General features: G+C 61.5%; 15 protein-coding genes. 9 read left to right on the forward strand and 6 right to left on the reverse strand.

What is annotated here, in order from left to right:
• The first annotated feature begins 95 nt into the window (after positions 1 to 95).
• From ACN9M3_RS07730 to ACN9M3_RS07745, 4 genes are read left to right on the forward strand one after another with little or no spacing between them, the layout of a single operon-like run.
• On the forward strand, positions 96 to 1,754 hold the full coding sequence (locus tag ACN9M3_RS07730; RefSeq protein ID WP_426321574.1) for a bifunctional metallophosphatase/5'-nucleotidase: 1,659 nt from the start codon (positions 96 to 98) through the stop codon (positions 1,752 to 1,754).
• Between the two features lie 13 nt (positions 1,755 to 1,767).
• Positions 1,768 to 3,024: a phospholipase D-like domain-containing protein gene (locus tag ACN9M3_RS07735; RefSeq protein WP_426321576.1), complete on the forward strand. Its 1,257-nt coding sequence runs from the start codon at positions 1,768 to 1,770 to the stop codon at positions 3,022 to 3,024.
• Entirely contained in the window at positions 3,021 to 4,046 is a 1,026-nt protein-coding gene (locus ACN9M3_RS07740; protein ID WP_426321578.1) for a S1/P1 nuclease, read from the forward strand. Before ACN9M3_RS07735 ends, ACN9M3_RS07740 begins: the two co-directional genes overlap by 4 nt.
• A gap of 11 nt (positions 4,047 to 4,057) precedes the next feature.
• Positions 4,058 to 5,254: an MFS transporter gene (locus ACN9M3_RS07745; protein ID WP_426169443.1), complete on the forward strand. Its 1,197-nt coding sequence runs from the start codon at positions 4,058 to 4,060 to the stop codon at positions 5,252 to 5,254.
• On the opposite strand, the gene ACN9M3_RS07750 is transcribed toward ACN9M3_RS07745, so the two are convergent.
• A complete protein-coding gene (locus tag ACN9M3_RS07750) occupies positions 5,244 to 6,140 on the reverse strand; it encodes a hypothetical protein (protein ID WP_426169446.1) in 897 nt (298 codons plus the stop codon). The genes ACN9M3_RS07745 and ACN9M3_RS07750 overlap by 11 nt on opposite strands.
• Before the next feature lie 144 nt (positions 6,141 to 6,284).
• On the opposite strand from ACN9M3_RS07750, the gene ACN9M3_RS07755 reads away from it, so the two are divergent.
• The gene (locus ACN9M3_RS07755) at positions 6,285 to 6,845 is read left to right on the forward strand and encodes a hypothetical protein (RefSeq protein WP_426321581.1); all 561 of its coding nucleotides are present in this window, start codon (positions 6,285 to 6,287) and stop codon (positions 6,843 to 6,845) included.
• On the opposite strand, the gene ACN9M3_RS07760 is transcribed toward ACN9M3_RS07755, so the two are convergent.
• The 4 genes from ACN9M3_RS07760 to ACN9M3_RS07775 all read right to left on the reverse strand — a co-directional run bounded on the left by ACN9M3_RS07760 (position 6,832) and on the right by ACN9M3_RS07775 (position 11,502).
• Entirely contained in the window at positions 6,832 to 7,803 is a 972-nt protein-coding gene (locus ACN9M3_RS07760) for an ABC transporter permease (RefSeq protein ID WP_426321583.1), read from the reverse strand. The genes ACN9M3_RS07755 and ACN9M3_RS07760 overlap by 14 nt on opposite strands.
• Before the next feature lie 4 nt (positions 7,804 to 7,807).
• On the reverse strand, positions 7,808 to 8,890 hold the full coding sequence (locus tag ACN9M3_RS07765) for an ABC transporter permease (protein ID WP_426169454.1): 1,083 nt from the start codon (positions 8,888 to 8,890) through the stop codon (positions 7,808 to 7,810).
• A 2-nt stretch (positions 8,891 to 8,892) separates the two neighbouring features.
• A complete protein-coding gene (locus tag ACN9M3_RS07770; RefSeq protein ID WP_426169457.1) occupies positions 8,893 to 10,422 on the reverse strand; it encodes an ABC transporter ATP-binding protein in 1,530 nt (509 codons plus the stop codon).
• Positions 10,423 to 10,503: 81 nt separating this feature from the next.
• Positions 10,504 to 11,502 carry a BMP family lipoprotein gene (locus tag ACN9M3_RS07775; protein WP_426169459.1) on the reverse strand — a complete coding sequence of 333 codons (999 nt, stop codon included), beginning with the start codon at positions 11,500 to 11,502 and terminating at the stop codon, positions 10,504 to 10,506.
• 392 nt (positions 11,503 to 11,894) lie between these two features.
• Between ACN9M3_RS07775 and ACN9M3_RS07780 the strand changes: the two genes are divergently transcribed.
• The 3 genes from ACN9M3_RS07780 to ACN9M3_RS07790 all read left to right on the forward strand — a co-directional run bounded on the left by ACN9M3_RS07780 (position 11,895) and on the right by ACN9M3_RS07790 (position 15,898).
• Positions 11,895 to 14,174, forward strand: a complete 2,280-nt coding sequence (locus tag ACN9M3_RS07780; RefSeq protein WP_426321586.1) for a TonB-dependent receptor — start codon at positions 11,895 to 11,897, stop codon at positions 14,172 to 14,174.
• An 81-nt stretch (positions 14,175 to 14,255) separates the two neighbouring features.
• Entirely contained in the window at positions 14,256 to 14,951 is a 696-nt protein-coding gene (locus ACN9M3_RS07785) for a DUF969 domain-containing protein (protein WP_426321588.1), read from the forward strand.
• Entirely contained in the window at positions 14,948 to 15,898 is a 951-nt protein-coding gene (locus ACN9M3_RS07790; protein ID WP_426169467.1) for a DUF979 domain-containing protein, read from the forward strand. Before ACN9M3_RS07785 ends, ACN9M3_RS07790 begins: the two co-directional genes overlap by 4 nt.
• Positions 15,899 to 15,909: 11 nt before the next feature.
• Here the strand turns inward: ACN9M3_RS07790 and ACN9M3_RS07795 are convergent, their stop codons facing one another.
• The gene (locus ACN9M3_RS07795) at positions 15,910 to 16,995 is read right to left on the reverse strand and encodes an RNA-guided endonuclease InsQ/TnpB family protein (protein WP_426321590.1); all 1,086 of its coding nucleotides are present in this window, start codon (positions 16,993 to 16,995) and stop codon (positions 15,910 to 15,912) included.
• A 107-nt stretch (positions 16,996 to 17,102) separates the two neighbouring features.
• Between ACN9M3_RS07795 and pcp the strand changes: the two genes are divergently transcribed.
• Positions 17,103 to 17,747, forward strand: coding sequence for a pyroglutamyl-peptidase I (pcp, locus tag ACN9M3_RS07800; RefSeq protein ID WP_426169472.1), 645 nt, complete (start codon positions 17,103 to 17,105; stop codon positions 17,745 to 17,747).
• Positions 17,748 to 17,751: the final 4 nt, after the last annotated feature.

A 17,751-nucleotide genomic window follows, 5' to 3' on the forward strand; every position in this document is an offset into this window, starting at 1 on the left:
CAAGGCCCGTTTTTTTTGTGCGTAACATATCGTTTCCCGATATGCGCCATGAGCAGCGGGACCTGTACAATCTCCTTTTATCCAGAACGATTCCCATGAAGCCTTTCCTGCGTCCACTGGCCTTGGCGGCCTTGCTGGCTGGCTGCGCAACGCAGCGTCCCGATAACCAGGTCGAGTTGACCCTGGTAGGCCTGAATGACCTGCACGGCCACCTGGAAGCTTCGCGTTTCGATGACGCCGCCAAGGCCGGCGGCATCGATGCGGTGGCCGCCACGGTACAGGCTTGGCGCAAGGAAGATCCGGACCTGGTGGTGGTCGGTGCCGGCGACATGATTGGCGCCAGCCCGGCCATGTCGGCGATGTTCGCCGACGAGCCGACCATCCAGGCCCTGAACCTGCTCGGCATGCGCGCCACTTCGGTCGGCAACCATGAATTCGACGCCGGCCGCGTGGAGCTGCTGCGCCAGGCCAGGGGCGGCTGCGCAAATTCGCCTCGTCCCGAGAAAGCCTGCAAATTCAATCCATCCTGGGATGGCGCCAGGTTCAGCTACCTGGCCGCCAACGTGATCGACCTCCGCACCAACCAGACCTTGCTGCCTGCCTACCGCATCGATGAGGTGAAAGGCGTGAAGCTTGCCTTCATCGGCACCGTGCTGAAAGACACACCGGAACTCGTGGCCGCGGGCGGCATCAGCGGCCTGCAATTCATCGACGAGGCGCAGGCGGTCAATCGCCTGCTGCCGGAACTGCGCGCGCAAGGCGCGACGGTCTTCGTGGTGCTGATCCACCAGGGCGGCCATTCCAAGGCTCGCTACGACCAGCAGTACTGCAGCGACCTCGATGGCGACATCGCCGACGTGGTCAAGCGCCTCGACCCCGCCATACGGCTGGTGGTGAGCGGTCATTCGCACACGGGCTACCTGTGCCGGGTGGACGGCAAGCTGGTGACGCAGGCTGAAAAGTTCGGCCATATGCTGTCGCGCATCTCGCTGGTGGTGGACCGCCAGACCGGCGCCGTGGTCGACGCCAGTGCACGCAATATCGTGGTGGAGCCGGGTAAATATGCAGGCATGCCGGAAGTGGGTGCGCTGCTCGCGTCGGTGCGCGCACGCAGCAGCGATGAGCTGAACAAGCCCGTGGCGAAGATCGCCGTGCCTTCGATCAGCAAGCAGTTGATGCCGAATGCAGACGAATCGCCGCTGGGCCAGGTGGTGGCGGACGCCATCCTCGCATCGGCCCGCAAATGGGGCGCGCAGATTGCATTCACCAATACCGGCGGCATCCGCACCACGCTCGAAGCCGGTGCCGACAAAGTGGTGAGCGTGGCGCAAACCCAGGTTGTGCTGCCGTTCGGGAATGAAATCGTGGTGATGAACCTGACTGGCGCGCAAATCCTGGCGCTGCTGGAAGGGCAATGGAACGGCAGCGAGGCCGACAAGCGCGGCTTGCTGCAGGTGTCGGAAGGCTTCACCTATTCCTGGGATACCCGCAAGCCGAAGGGCCAGCGCATCGTGCGCGACAGCGTCAAGCTGAATGGCGCGCCGATCGATGAAGGCGCCAGCTACCGCGTGGCGGTCTATAACTTCCTGGCCGAAGGCAACGACGGCTTCGTGACTTTCCGCCAGGGCAGCAACCAGGCGGCGACCGGCGTGCGCGATGTCGATTCGCTGCGCGGCTACCTGGTGCGCCTGGAGCAGGACAACAAGCCGGCCGGCACTTACGGAGCCGTTCCGCGCATCATTCGCATCAAGTAAGGAAAGGAAGGCTATGCGCCGCTATCTCCTCGCAGCCGCACTGGCTACATGTTTCACTAGCGCCCACGCGGCTTTCCAGATCCCCGGCTTTGAACTGGTGCAGACCGCGCCGGTTGAAACCACGCTGAAGAGCGACGACCTGCGCGGTCCCGCCGAGGTCTGGACCGAGTTGTTCGACAACGCGAAATCGGAAATCTGCATCGGCCAGTTCTACATCGCAAGCGAGCCGGGCTCGCCGTTCGAGAAGGTGATCGAGCGTCTGGAAGCGGCCGGCAAGCGCGGCGTGAAAATCCGCTTCCTGATCGACAAGAAGGGCGTGACGGGCCTGTCGGACAAGGCCACCGTGGAACGCGTGCGCGCCATCCCGAACCTCGAGATGCGCGTACTGGACGTCAGCCAGCTCACAGGCAACGGCATCATCCACGCCAAATACCTGACCGTGGACCACAAGCAGGCCTTTATCGGCAGCCAGAATTTCGACTGGCGGGCGTTCACGCACATCCACGAAACCGGCTTGCGCATCAGCGATGCCCGGATCGTCGGCCAGGTGCAGGCGATCTTCGAGCAGGACTGGGCCGCGCAAGCGGCCCTGGCCGCCGGCAAGACGGTCGCGCCGCTGCAAGCCAAGGCCCCCATCCTGGCCGGCGCACCTGCGGCCGCCACCCTGGCGTCGGCGCTGCCGGCTGAGGCGAATTTCCTGATCGCGAGCCCGGGCGGCTTCAACCCGGCTGGCGTGCCCGATTCGGAAGTCGTGTTGCCGGCGCTGCTGGCCGACGCGAAACAGGAAATCCGCGTTTCGATGCTGGACTACGCGCCGTTGAGCTACGGCCCGAATGGCACGCGCCCATTCTACGCGGTCGTCGACAATGCGCTGCGCGCCGCCGCTACGCGCGGGGTCAAGGTCAAGCTGCTGGTGTCCAACTGGAACCTCGAGGCGCCTGCCATCCAGCACCTGAAATCGCTGGCCATGCTGTCGAACGTGGAAGTGCGCATCGTGACAATTCCGAAAGCCTCCACTGGCTTCATTCCATTTGCCCGCGTATGGCATAGCAAGACCCTGGTCATCGACGGCAAGCTGGCATGGGTCGGCACCAGCAACTGGGCCGGCGGCTACTTCGACCTGTCGCGCAATATGGAAGTGGTGATGCGCAACGAAGCCATGGCCAAGCGCCTGTATGCGCTTCAGGAGCAGGCCTGGAGCTCGCAGTATGCCGAGCCGCTGGAGGTCAACAAGAACTACCCGAAACCGAACAAAGGCAAAGAAGAATGAAGAAACTCGCATTGATCGCCGCGCTGTCCGGCGCCTTCCTGTCCCCCAACGCCATGGCCTGGGGTAACGCAGGCCACCGCATCGTTGGCGCGATCGCGGATAATCTGATCAAGGGCTCCAACGCGGAGAAGCAGCTCAAGGCCCTGCTGCAACCGGGAGAAGACCTGGAAAAGATCGCCAACTGGGCTGACTGCGTGAAGGGCACTTTCTGCGGCCCGCAGACGCAGGAAATGAACGATTACGTGGCGGCGCATCCGAAGCACAGCGAATACCATTACACCGACGTGCCGTTCCAGCTGACCGAATACCACCTGCACGGCGCGGGCACATCTGAACATGACGTGGTGCAGGTGCTGCAGCAATGCATCGCGACCTTGCAGGGCAAGGGCGACGGCAAGTTCACGCCGCGCCAGGCGCTGCTGATCCTGACCCACCTGGCCGGCGATATCCACCAGCCGCTGCATGTTGGCGCGGCCTTCGTCGACAAGGAAGGCAAGTTCGTGGTGCCGAAGTCCGACAAGGAAATCGACTCCCTGAACATCTTCGATTCGCGCGGCGGCAACAACCTGCAGATGGATGAAGCGGCACTGGCCGCGGCCAGCGCCAAGAGCGGCATCCCCGCTGGCGACGAGGCTCCATCCAAGTACCCGACCAAGCCGTTCCACTCCTATTGGGACACCACGGTAGTCGACTACGCCATGCGCCGCAGCAGCATGCGCACGGTGGACAAGTTCAGCCAATGGGCGATCGACGGCAAACCGGTCGTCACGCTGCCGAAGGGCGAGGCGATCACCTGGCCCGCGCAATGGGCCAACGATTCGCTGGTGGCCGCCAAGCAGGCTTACGCCGACGTCAAAGTGGGCGTGGCCAGCAAGCAGACCAGCCGCAACGGCGAAAGCTACACCGTGTGGGCGATGACCGTGCCGGACAGCTATCCAGTGCCATCGTCCGCCCTCGCGCGCGAGCAGTTGATTAAGGGCGGCTACAACCTGGCCGGCCTGCTGCAAAAGATCTGGCCATAAAGCCGTAGACGATGGCCTCCCAGCTCCCACCGAATACCCGGCTTCCTGCCAGTATCTGGGTGCTGGGGCTGGTAAGCATGCTGATGGACATTTCATCGGAAATGATCCACAGCCTGCTTCCCCTGTTCATGGTCGGAACGCTCGGCGCTAGCGGCCTGGCAGTGGGCATCCTGGAAGGCCTGGCGGAAGCCACAGCGCTGTGCGTGAAAGTATTTTCTGGCGCATTGAGCGACTACCTTGGCAAGCGCAAACTGCTGGTCGCTTGCGGCTACGGCCTGGCCGCCCTGTCGAAGCCCTTGTTTGCCATCGCAGGTTCGATGCCGGTGGTTGCCACGGCCCGCCTGCTGGACCGGATGGGAAAGGGCATTCGCGGCGCGCCGCGCGACGCCATGCTTGCCGACCTGGCGCCTCAGTCCATGCGCGGAGCGGCATTTGGTTTGCGCCAAGCCCTGGACACCGTGGGCGCCTGTGCCGGCCCCTTGCTGGCATCGGGCTTGATGCTGTTGTGGGCGAATGACTTCAGAAAAGTGTTCTGGATCGCGGCGATTCCAGCTTCGCTTTCCGTGTTGCTGCTGTTCGTGGGGGTACGTGAACCGGGTGCAAAGCATGGCCGGGAGCGCGTCAATCCTCTGCGCCGCGACCAGTTGCGCCAGTTGGACCGGCAATTCTGGTGGCTGGCAGCCCTGGGCGTATTGTTCATGCTGGCCCGCTTCAGCGAAGCGTTCCTGGTCTTGCGCGCACAGGAGCGCGGCATGGCCCTGCAACAGGTCCCGCTGGTGATGGGGGCGATGAGTTTCGTCTACGCGCTGAGCGCCTATCCGTTCGGTCAATTGGCGGATCGACTGAGCGGCTCGCGCCTGCTTGCGATCGGGCTGCTGGTATTGGTTGCCGCCGATGCCGTGCTGGCGTCGGCCAAAGGCTGGCAGGGTGTGATCGCAGGCGTATTGCTGTGGGGGCTGCACATGGGCATGACGCAAGGATTGCTGTCGGCGATGGTGGCCAATGCTGCGCCGGCGCATTTGCGCGGTACGGCTTTCGGCCTGTTCAACCTGGCCAGCGGTGCGGCATTGCTGGCGTCGAGTGCGTTCGCAGGCTGGCTGTGGGATTGCTTTGGCCCTGCCGTCACTTTCGGCGCAGGCGCGGTGTTTGCCTTGCTGGCGCTTGCGGTGCTGCCCTTCCTGCCGCGCCGCCCCCAGTCTAGGGCTTGAACCACAATTCGCTGCGCTGGAGCGGAGTGTCCGGCGGCAGTGCCGGGTTTGGCAGCTCAATGATGCGCCGCGATGCGATCCGGGCCCGCTCGACCAGCGGGCCTTTGTGTTTGTTGAACAGCGCTATGAGCGAGCCGTCTTTAACCATCATCTCCATGCCGGTCCTGATCCGCTCGGCGAGCCTGTCGCCGGCCGCATCGCGCCGGACGAAGAAGTAGCGGGGCAGGGGGTAACGCAGCATCAGGGTGGGTTCGATCACGATGTCCGTGTGCTGCTTGCGGATCGCGTCATATTCGTTCGGCGCCTCGTCCAGTGCGCGAGGGAAAAAATCGAAACGTCCTGCCTCCAGCATGCCAAACAGGCTGCCGGGGCGGGGGGATTCCACCACGACGATGCCGGCCGCCGACAGCACGGCAGAATCGATCCAGCCCTGGCCTTGGCCGGCGCTCAGGTGCCGCAAGTCTTCCAGCGTGCGAATTGTCGCGAAGCGCGGCAAGTCGGCTTTGCGCACCAACAGCAAGCGCATGCCCATCAGGCCCCGGTCGATCGGGATGCGCACCGGCTGGAACTGCGTTTCCAGGTCGCGCTGGGTGGCGCGGGCAATGATGTTGATGGAACCATTGCTGCGGCCCAGCTCCTGGAGCATGCGCGGCACGGATACCGGCTCATTCGATGGCGCCAGGGTAAAGGGACCGTATTTTCCGGACGTCTTTTCCAGGGCTGCGCGCAAGACGACCCAGTCGAAACCCTTGCTGGTGTCGAGTATGGAGAAATAGCGGGGATATACCACCTGCATAGGCGGGCTGTCGTGCGCCCGTGCCGGCAATCCCAGTGAGCAAATTGCCGCAGGCAATAATTTGAGCAAGAGCCAGTTGCGCCGGTTCATCAGAGACTCCTTGGTCTATGCAATATAGACCTCCGGCACGCCCGGCACAACAGTGATCCGTGTTGCGCACGGCATACCGGCTGGGCTCGCTCCATGCCAGCCTGCTGTTAGCATCAAAGCTCGGTTTTCACGAGGGAGGGCACCATGGCACGCAAACTTGGTTTGGCGCTGGCTCTTGCTTGCGCCGCTGGCAGCGCTTGGGCTGACGAATGGCGATTCAGTTACACGGGTTTTAACGAGAATGGCGTGTTCCAGCAAGACGCGCGCGTCGACGGAGGCTTTCGCGGCACGGACATGGATCTCGATGGCGTCATTTCCCTGGCGGAGCTGACCTCGTTGTCTATCGCGGGGCGCGATTACCTGGATGGATGCCTGAGCCTGAGCGACCCGTATTTCCGCTGCGAGATTGGCGCATTCAGTTATAAGTTGACGGGGCAATTGACGATCGATGCCAATTGGTGGGGCAATGACGAAGCGTTCTCCGGCTGGGGCGCGGGCTTTCGCACGGGCGACCAATACTCGCAATGGAGCTACGGATGGGAAGAATGGAGCCGCACCTGGTACTGGAGCAGCCAGACTGTTTTCGGCATCACGCCAGCCCCGATTCCGGAACCTGCGGCGGGACTGATGCTGCTGGCGGGGTTGGCGACCCTGGCCGGCCTGGGCCGGCGCAGGGTGGAGGAGGGTGCGCTTAGCGCGACTTGACGAACGGTACGCCGATGGCTTTCGGCGCCACCGACTTGGCCATCAGGCCGGCCAGCACAATCACGGTGACAACGTAAGGCACCATCTGGATCAGTGCGCCCGGAATGCGGCCGATCACCGGCAGGTCTACGCCTTCAAGCTGGATCTGCACGGCGCCGAAGAAGCCGAACATCAGGCAGCCGAGGAAGGTGTACACCGGACGCCAGTTGCCGAACACCATGGCGGTCAGCGCCAGGTATCCGGCACCGGCCGACATATCGCGCAGGAAGAAGCCCGATTGCACGATGGCCAGGTAGGCGCCCGAGAAGGAGCACAGGATGCCGGCGATCAGCATGGCGGCGTAGCGGGTGCGTTCAACGGACACGCCGGCTGCGTCGGCTGCGTGCGGGTTCTCGCCGCAGGCGCGCAGGCGCAGGCCGAAGCGCGAGTGATACAGGAACCAGTGCACCAGCGGCACCAGGATGAAGGCCAGGTAGACCAGCACGGAATGGCCGCCAATCAGCTTGGTGTAGAACCAGCCGAGGAAAGGCACGTCAGCCACGGCGGCGCTGCCAGGCAGCACCACGTCGAACAGGCGCGCGTCGCCCAGGTCAGGGGTGCGGCCGCCTTGCTGGAAGAAATATTGCGCGACCACGAAGGTCAGGCCGCTCATGGCGATATTGATCGCGATGCCGCCCACGAGCTGGTTGCCCTTCTGGGTGACGGCGACAAAGCCTTGCAGCATGGCCAGGATGACGGAGACGCCCATGCCGGCGAGGATGCCAAGCCATGGGCTGCGTGTCGTGAAAGCGACGGCAGCCGATACGAAGGCTGAGGCCAGGATTTTGCCTTCCAGGCCGATGTCGATCACGCCGGAGCGTTCCGCAAACAGGCCGGCCATGGCGGCGAAAATCAGCACCGGCGCATTGCGCACGGTGGAGACGAGAATGGAGCCCAGGTGGAGATCTTCGAAAGTCATGGTCTTAACCTTTGCGTGCTTTGAGCAGCTTGATGATGGCCGGGGCGTACAGGTATTCCATCGCACCGCAGAACAGGATGATCAGGCCCTGGATGAAAATGAAGGTTTCGGTCGGAATGTTCGGTTTTTCCAGCGACAGGTCGAAACCACCCTGGGTCAAGGCGCCAAACAGGATGGACGACAGGAGGATGCCTACCGGGTGCTGGCGGCCCATCAGGGCAATAGCGATGCCGACGAAGCCCGCGCCGCCAACAAAGTTAAGCGACAGGTAGTGGGTCGAACCCATGATGGAGTTGACTGCGCCCAGTCCGGCCAGCGCGCCCGAGATCAGCATGACGAGGATGATCATGGCGCTGATTTTGACGCCGGCGTAGTGGGCCGCATGCTGGTTCAGGCCCAGCGCGCGGATCTTGTAGCCCCAGGCCGAGCGCCACATGACAACGCCGTAGATGACCAGCGCGATAATGGCGAAGAAGAAGCCGATGTTGAGCGGGGTCTCGCCCAGGATCGGGAACCAGGCGTTCAGGCGCGGCATTTCGGCAGCGGCAGAGAACACGCGCGAGGCGGTATTCTGCTCGCCGGCCGGGATCAGGTACTTGACGATGATGAAGTTCATCAGCGAGGCGCAGATGAAGTTGAACATGATCGTGGTCACGACGATGTGCGAGCCGCGCTTGGCTTGCAGGTAGCCGGGAATGAAGGCCCACAGGGCGCCGAACAGGGCGGCGCCGATGATGCCTGCCGGGATCAGCAGGTACCATGGCAGGGATGCGTCAAAGGCCAGCATGGCCAGCGTCACGCCAAGGCCGCCGAAATACATCTGGCCTTCGGCGCCGATGTTGAACAGGCCGGCCTGCATGGCGATCGACACGGCCAGGCCGGTGAACACCAGGGTGGAGGCGTAGAACAGCGTGTAGCTCAGGCCTTCCGGGTTAATGATGGCGCTGTTGATCAGGATCTGCATCGACTCCAGCGGATCTTCGCCCATCAGGTGGATCGCCAGGGCGGCCACCAGCAAGGCGGACAGCAGGTTCAGGATGGGCAGGACAAGGCCGGTTGCCCAGCGTGGCATATCGTTCGTGGTCATGATCAGTGCTTATGCATGCCACCCATCAGCAAGCCGATGCGGGTGGTGTCGAATTCGTCGATTTTCAGTTCGCCGGTGATTTTGCCGCCGCACATCACGAGGATGCGGTCGGCCAGGGCGCGTACTTCTTCCAGTTCCACCGATACCAGCAGGATCGCCACGCCCTGGTCGCGCAGGGCCAGCAGCTGGGTGTGGATGGATTCGATGGTGCCGATGTCCACGCCGCGGGTCGGCTGGCCGACCAGCATCAGCTTCGGCTTGGCCAGCACTTCGCGCGCGATCACCACCTTCTGCTGGTTACCGCCGGAGAGCAAGCCAATGCGCAGGTCCGGATTGGCCGGGCGCACGTCGAACTCTTTCATCAGGCCGGCGCAGCGTTGTGCGATGCCTTTGAAGTCGATCAGGCCCCATTTGTTCTTGACCTTGTCCTGGTAGCCGAAGAAGGTGTTCTGCATGACCGAGAAAGCCTTGATCACGCCGTCGCGCAGGCGGTCTTCCGGCACATGGCCGATGCCCAGTTCACGGAATTTGGTCGGCAGGCCGTCGGCATCCCCGCGTTTCGGGAAGGGCAGGGCCTTGCCTTCGAAGTCCACTTCCCCGGAGGTCGGCAGCTTCATGCCGGAGAGGATTTCCATCAGCTCGGACTGGCCGTTGCCGGACACGCCAGCAATCGCCACGATCTCGCCGGCGCGCAGGGTGAAGTTGATATCCTGCAGCAGCTTGACGCCGTTGTCGTCGGACAGCTGCAGGTTCTTCACTTCCAGCACGGCCTTGCCTGGATTGTATTCACCGCGCGGCAGGTTGTTCTCGATCGGACGGCCCACCATCATCTGGGCCAGTTCTTCCTTGGTGGTATCGGCAGTCTGCACCGCACCCACTACACGGCCGCCGCGCATCACGGTAACCGTGTCGGTGATGTCCTTGATCTCCTGCAGTTTGTGGGTGATCAGGATGATGGTCTTGCCCTGTTCCTTGAACAGCTTCAAGATCTCGAACAGCGATTCGGTCTCCTGGGCGGTCAGCACGGCGGTCGGCTCGTCCAGGATCAGGATGTTGGCCGAACGGTAGATCTGCTTCAGGATCTCGACGCGCTGCTGGGCGCCCACCGACAGGTCGTGGATGGTGGCCAGCGGGTCGACGTCCAGGCGATAGCGGTCGCAGATTTCGCGCAGCTTTTTCTCGACGGCGGCGCGGTGCTCGCGCAGGCGGAAGCCGCCTTCGCTGCCCAGCATCACGTTATCGAGCACGGTCATGTTCTCGACCAGCATGAAGTGCTGGTGCACCATGCCGATGCCAAGGCGGATCGCTTCGTGGGAATTGTGGATGTGCTGCACCTTACCGTCCAGCAGGATCTCACCGCCATCTGCGCGGTAATAGCCGTAAAGGATGCTCATCAAGGTCGACTTGCCGGCGCCGTTCTCACCCACCAGGCCATGGATGGCCCCTTTGGCGATGGAGAAACTGACGTCCGTATTCGCCTTCACCGCCCCAAAGTGCTTGGATATATTGCGGAATTCAACTGCTGGCGTCATAAGGATTTTCGGGTCTTATTTACTGAAAAACGCGCCGGACGGGATTCCCCGTCGGCGCGTTCTTTTTATTGGAACTGCTGGTTAGGCCGGGCAGGCGGCGTTGGTGGCGCGGATGTCGATGACCTTGATCTTGCCATCGATGATGTCCTTGCGCGCGCCCATGACCTTTTTCTCGATCTCAGGCGTGATCACCTTGCGGTTGTTCTCGTCCAGCGCCCAGTCCACACCGCCTTCCTTCAGGCCTTTGGCGGTCACGCCGGCCTTCCAGGTGCCGTTCTTCATTTGCATGAAGGAATCGTACACGGCATTGTCCACGCGCTTGACCATGGAGGTCAGCACGGAGCCTGGGTACAGGTGGTTCTGGTTGGAATCCACACCGATCGACAGCTTGCCTTTTTCCTTGGCAGTCTGCAGGGTGCCCATGCCGGAACCGCCGGCCACGGCGAACACTACGTCCACGCCGCGGTCAAACTGGGCACGCGCCAGCTCGCCGCCCTTGGCAGGGTCGTTCCAGGCGGCGGAGGTGGTGCCGACCATGTTCGAGATCACTTCGGTTTTCTTGTCCGTAGCCTTGGCGCCCTGGGCATAACCGCAGGCGAAGGTGCGGATCAGCGGAATGTCGATGCCGCCAATGAAGCCCAGCTTTTTGGTCTTGGAGGCCATGGCAGCGGCCACGCCGACCAGGTAAGAACCTTCTTCTTCCTTGAACGTCACGGAATTGACGTTATTGCCCTGTGCAACGCCGTCGATCAGGACGAAGCGGACTTTCGGGAATTCCTTGGCGACTTTTTGCACCGCCTGGGTCTGGGCGAAGCCGATCGAAGCGATCAGGTCCAGGTTCTTGCGGGCCAGGCCGCGCAGCACCTGCTCAGCCTGGGTATCGCTGCTGGCTTGCACTTCAATGAATTTGATGCCGGTTTCTTTCTGGAAGCGCGAAGCGCCTTCAAAAGCGGACTGGTTGAACGACTTGTCGAACTTGCCGCCAGCGTCGTACACGATGCCCAGCTTCGGATCAGCCGCGTTTGCGCTGGCTGCTACCGCAACTGCGGCGATCATCATGCTAAGTTGTTTGATTTTCATGTAAGGGCTCCGTCGAAGATCGTTATTGTATATTTTTATGGAGTGCCTAGTTCCGCTTTTTCGCGCCAATCCACGCCACGGCACCTTGTAGCTTGCCAACAACGCACAAATGCAAATTTTGTACATGTACCCTTGATTAATTCTTGGGCACGTAATCAAACTGCAAACACATCTTCCTGCAGTCGAATCCGCTTCTCACGGCATGGATTCGTGCGTCACTACTATGCAGTAGGCGCTATATGTATGGCAAATACGTTTTTGCTTACTTATTTATATGCAAGTCAACTAAATGTAGGGTTTCTCGTAAGTAAGAGAAGGCAATTGCTTTCGTGTTAGCATTCGCGCCATTGCAACATTACGTTACTTTTCTTTTAAAGATTGGAACAACGGGTATGGATAAACGCCTCAAGCACTCCCTGATCGCCCTGGCCGTGGCCAGCGCGTTTCCCCTTCATGGCGCGATTGCGCAAGAAGCTACGACCACCACCGAAGAAGTGAAGAAGCCGGGCCAGCTGGAGACAGTGATTGTTACGGCACAGCGCCGCGCTGAAAACATCAAGGATGTGCCGATGGCGATCGCCACCCTGAAGGGCGAGAAGCTGGACGTGCTGACTTCCGGCGGCCAGGACATCCGTTTCCTGAACGGCCGTTCGCCATCCGTTTCCGTGGAGTCCGACTATGGCCGTACTTTCCCGCGTTTCTATATCCGCGGCCTGGGCAATACCGACTTCGACCTGAACGCCTCCCAGCCGGTTGGCCTGGTGATGGACGACATCGTGCAGGAAAACCCGATGCTGAAGGGCTTCCCCGTGTTCGACGTGGACCAGGTGGAAGTGCTGCGCGGCCCGCAAGGCACCCTGTTCGGCCGTAACTCCCCGGCCGGCGTGATCAAGTTCGATTCCGCCAAGCCGGTGTTCCGCCAGGAAGGCTATGTCAACGTCGGCATCGGCAAGGATCGCGTGCGCAACTATGAAGGCGCATACAACTTCCCGATCAACGACGTGCTGGCCACCCGCATCTCGCTGCAATCGCAGCACCGCGGCAACCGCGTTCATAACGACCGTCCGGGCGCGCCGACCACCGATTTTGAAGGCTACAAGGACAATGCCGGTCGTATCCAGTTCCTGCTGAAGCCTAATAAAGACTTCAGCGCGCTGTTGAACGTGCACGGCCGCGACATGGACGGCAATGCCACCCTGTTCCGCGCCAATATCCTGAAGAAGGGCACCAATGAGCTGGTCGACAACTTCGACTACAAGTCCTACCCGACCGATGGCGGCAACGAGCAGCACCTGAAGAACAAAGGCGCCAACCTGCGCCTGCGCTGGGATACCCCGGGGCTGACCTTCCACTCGATCACCGGCTACGAAAAGCTGGAATTCTTCAGCCGCGGCGACGTGGACGGCGGCTACGGCGCTTCCTTCCACCCTCCGATGGGTCCAGGCTTCATTCCATTCCCGGTCGAAACCGCCGACCTGATTCCTGACCATAAGCAGTTGTCGCAGGAATTCCGCGTCGAGTCCAATTACAAAGGCCCACTGCAGTGGATCGCCGGCGTATTCTACTTCGACGAGCATATCCAGATCGATTCGATCTCCTTCGATTCCTTCACCGCAGGTAACCCGCAAAACGCCGCGTACGCGACCCAGCAGCAGGATGCCAAGTCGTACGCCGCCTTCGGTACCATTAACTACACCGTGTCGGATGCGTTCAAGCTGCGCGCTGGCGTGCGCTACACCAAGGACAAGAAGGATTTTGTGGCCACTCGCGTCGAGCCGCTGCTGCCACCTCCTAATGTAGCGACCAATTACCTGAACGACACCTCGAACAATGTGAGCTGGGACCTGAGCGGTACCTACACCTTGAACAAGGACACCAACCTGTTCGGCCGCGTCGCCACTGGCTACCGCGCGCCTTCCATGCAGGGCCGCCTGTTCGACCTGACGTCCAAGCCATCGCAAGCTGACGCTGAAAAAGCGCTGTCCGTGGAATTCGGTGTCAAGCAGGACCTGTTCGACCGCCGCGCGCGCATGTCGGCCACCGTCTTCAACTATCGCGTGAAGGACAAGCAGCTCACCGCAGGCTCCGGCACCGTGAACATGAACCAGTTGATCAACGCTGACAAAGTCACTGGCCGCGGCGTGGAACTGGACCTGCAAGCCAACCTGAGCGATGCATGGGCCGTGACCTTCGGCACCAGCTACAACGACACCAAGATCAAGGACGCAGACCTGTTCGTCCAGTCCTGCGGCGGCGGTTGCACCCCGCTGGATCCACGTATCGAGTTCAAGGATGCCAACGGCAACGTGATCGGCAGCGCAGCCCTCATCAACGGCAATCCGCTGCCGCGTGCACCGAAGTGGCAGCACAACTTCACCCTGCGCTACAGCCAGCCGCTGGGCGATGGCGAGATCTACGCTTATACCGACTGGGCATACCGTACCTCGTACAACTTCTTCCTGTACGAAGCGACCGAGTACAAGGCCAAGGAACTGCTGGAAGGCGGCCTGCGCGTGGGTTATCGCTGGAACGACGGCAAGTATGAGCTGGCCGCCTACGGCCGCAACATCACCAACCGCATCCAGTCCCTGGGCGCGATCGACTTCAACAACCTGACCGGCATCGTCAACGAACCGCGCACCTACGGCGTGCAGTTCAAGGCGAACTTCTGATCGGAAGATCGCCCTCGCAAGACGCGCACTTCGGTGCGCGTTTTTTTTTGTATCATGTGGCCTGCCTCGGGGGGAGGATTGATGCAAACTGCTGTCAATATGTGGCCGCTGCTTGGCGTGGCCGTGATCGTACTTGGATTCCTGTTGCGGCTGCACCCGGTTCTGGTGGTTGTCGCGGCGTGTTTCACTACCGGTTTTGCTGCGTTCATGCCGGTCGAAGCGCTGCTTGCCTCGCTTGGCACGGCCTTCGTCAGGACGCGCAACCTGCCGATGATCTACCTGCTGCCATTGGCGGCAATCGGCTTGCTGGAGCGTTTTGGTTTGCGCGAGCATGCGCAGTCGGCCGTAGCGCGCATGCGCTCGGCGACGGCTGGGCGGCTGCTGATTGTTTATCTCGGGGTTCGCGAGCTTTCCGCCGCGATGGGTCTGACCTCGCTGGGCGGCCATCCAAACATGGTGCGGCCGGTCGTTGCGCCGATGGCGGAAGGAGCAGCGCAGCTTCGCAACCCCGAACTCAGCGACGATCAACGCCAGCGGGTTCGCGCCATGGCTGCCGCCACCGACAACGTAGGGCTGTTCTTCGGCGAAGATATATTTGTCGCTTTCGGCGCCATCGTTCTGATGCAGACCGTGCTGCGCGCTGAAGGTATCGAGGTCGATCCTTTGCATATGGCACTGTGGGGCATCCCGACTGCCATCAGCGCCTTCATCATCCACGCCTGGCGGCTGCGCCGGCTGGACCGCTACCTGGCGCCAACAGGCGGGGGCGCTGCATGATCATCCGCGTCGAATACTTCTATTTCCTGCTGGGCGTCATGCTGGCGCTGGTTGCCCTGATGTCCTTCCGCGACCGCACGAACCCGCGCCGCTGGACCACGGGCCTGTTCTGGACCTTTTATGCGACGGTCTACCTGGTTGGCGAGCGCTTGCCGCCGGCCATGGTGGGCCTGGCGATGATCGTGATGGCGTTGCTGGCTGGCTTCGGCGGCGTCAGGAGCGGCAAGCCGGACGTGTTGCCGGACGGCGCGCGCCAGGCTAGCGCCGCGCGGCTCGGGCACAGGCTGTTCGTGCCTGCGCTGGTGATACCGGCCGTGACGATGGCCGGTTCCACCCTGCTCAAGGACGTGCACATTGGTGAGTTGTTTGTACTGGATCCGAAACACCTCACGCTGGTCAGCCTTGGCTGCGCGGCCGTGATCGCGGTCGGCGTGGCCTGCTGGCTGACGCGCTCCACGCCGCTACAGGCCGGCCGCGAATCTCGCCGCCTGATCGATGCCATGAGCTGGATGATCGTGCTGCCGCACATGTTGGCAGTGCTTGGCCTGTTGTTCAGCGAGGCAGGCGTTGGCAAGGCAGTGGCACAGGTGACGACGACTTATATTGGCCTCGATTCGAAACTGGTGGCCGTGGCGGTGTACTGTGTCGGCATGGCGTTGTTCACTATCGTGATGGGCAATGGTTTTGCCGCTTTCCCGGTCATGGCGGGCGGTGTCGGCGTGCCGGTATTGGTGGCGAAGTTTGGCGGCAATCCTGCGGTGGTGGCGGCGATCGGCATGTTCAGCGCCTATTGCGGTACGCTGATGACGCCAATGGCGGCCAACTTCAATATCATCCCGACAGCGCTGCTGGACCTGGCCGACCGCAATGCCGTGATCAAGGCGCAGGTGCCGACGGCCTTGCCGCTGCTGGGCGCTAATATCATTCTGCTTTACTTCCTGTTTTGACGTCCCCCGCCCTAAAGAACGCGGATTCCTGCTTCCAGCGTCGCACGTCCGCGACGGAGAATGTTTAACGCAGCATTACGATCACGATCATGTACCACACCGCATTCGCTGCATTCCCACTCTCTTATTCCAAGGCCTGCGATACCTTTCGGCCTCGAATCGGGCAGTGCACCACAACTCGAGCAGGTCTGGGTGGTAAAGCGTTCGTCCACTTCCACGTACCGCGCGCCATGCCTCATGGCCTTGTACGCCAGCATCTTGCGGAAGGACGACCAGCCTGCATCAAGCACGGACTTCGCCAGGCTGGTTTGGGCGAGTCCACTGGCATTCACATTGCCAACAGCGATATGGTCGAAAGCGCGGGCAAGCTCCACCGACCTGTTATGCAAGAAGTCCAGCCGTCGCCGCGCCGTGCGCGCCTGGATGGCTTTGATGCTGCGCCGCTTGTGGGCTCGCTGCGCTACCGCCAGCGCAGCTTCAGCCTCACGATAAAAGCCCGGCGCCGGAATCTTTTCTCCCTCGGACGGTGTAGCGAGATCCTTCAAGCCAAGATCGATACCGACACCGTGGTCAAGTGGACGAACCGGCGGCTCGGCCACCTCGATCACGATATTGAGGAACCAGTTGCCGCGGCTGGCAAAGCTTTTCACGGGGCCCGAATTGCTGCGCAATTCGTCTTGCGCAAAGCAACTGCCGTCCTTGATCTTCCCTTCAGGAAGGGGGCGAGAGTAAAACACGCGGAAAGTATTACCTGCAAAGCGAAACGCGTTGCCTTCCCGGTGCAGGTCACGTCCTTTGAGCGGAACCCAGCCCAAGGACCTTCGGCCGCGGTAACGCAAATACGGCCGGCGGTGTTGGGCACGCGATTTGGCAAATTGTTCGCATACAGCATTGATCACACCAGAATGCAGCTCCAATTCTTTGCTGCTGCCGGTAGTCAGCTTGTTCAAGTCGAAGCCGGTCAGCCAAGGGCGCTCAAATCGCAAGGCATCTTTCTGCCGATCATTGCAGTAGTTCCAGACAAAATTCACCTTACGGGCTTGCAGATCAAGCAGCCCGTTTTTCGATTTCACACGGAAACGGTAGACGAGAATCATACTGTAATTTTATACAGTATTTCACTAATCTCAAGGAGAACAGCCGCGTTGCGGTCGGCTCCTTTCACTCCCCGCCCTGAAGGACGGGGTTTCTCGGAACAAACCTGATGAAAACTGTTCTGCTGACGGGCTTCGAGCCTTTTAATAAAGAGCCGATCAATCCGGCATGGGAAACCGTGCGGGCTCTGGATGGCTGGGGTGAGGGCGATTTCCGTGTCGTGGCGCGCCAGCTGCCTTGCGTGTTTGGCGATGCGAATACGGCCATGGCGGCGCTGATCGATGAGTTGCGGCCGGCGCTGGTGATTGCCGTCGGCCAGGCTGGCGGGCGCGTCGATCTTTCGGTGGAGCGGGTGGCGATCAACGTCGACGATGCGCCGATCAAGGACAACGCGGAGCGGCAGCTGGTGGACGAGCCGATTGTGCAGGGAGGACCGGCGGCGTATTTTTCCACGTTGCCAATCAAGGCGATTGTGGCGGCTTTGCGGGCGGCTGGTTTGCCGGCGTCGGTGTCGCAGACTGCCGGAACTTTCGTGTGCAACCACGTGTTCTATGGGTTGATGCACGCGGTTGCGGGCCGCGGCGATGTGAAAGCTGGGTTTATCCACATTCCTTATTTGCCGGAACAGGCGGCGCGCCATCCTGGCGCGGCAAGCATGTCGCTGGAGCAGATGATTGAAGGAATGCGTGTTGCTATCCGTACCGCGCTTGCTACGGATGGCGATGCTGTTGCGGCTGGTGGAGCTACGCACTAAAACC

Origin of the sequence: Pseudoduganella sp. R-43 (assembly GCF_049913255.1) — a bacterium.
Lineage (GTDB): Bacteria > Pseudomonadota > Gammaproteobacteria > Burkholderiales > Burkholderiaceae_D > Rugamonas.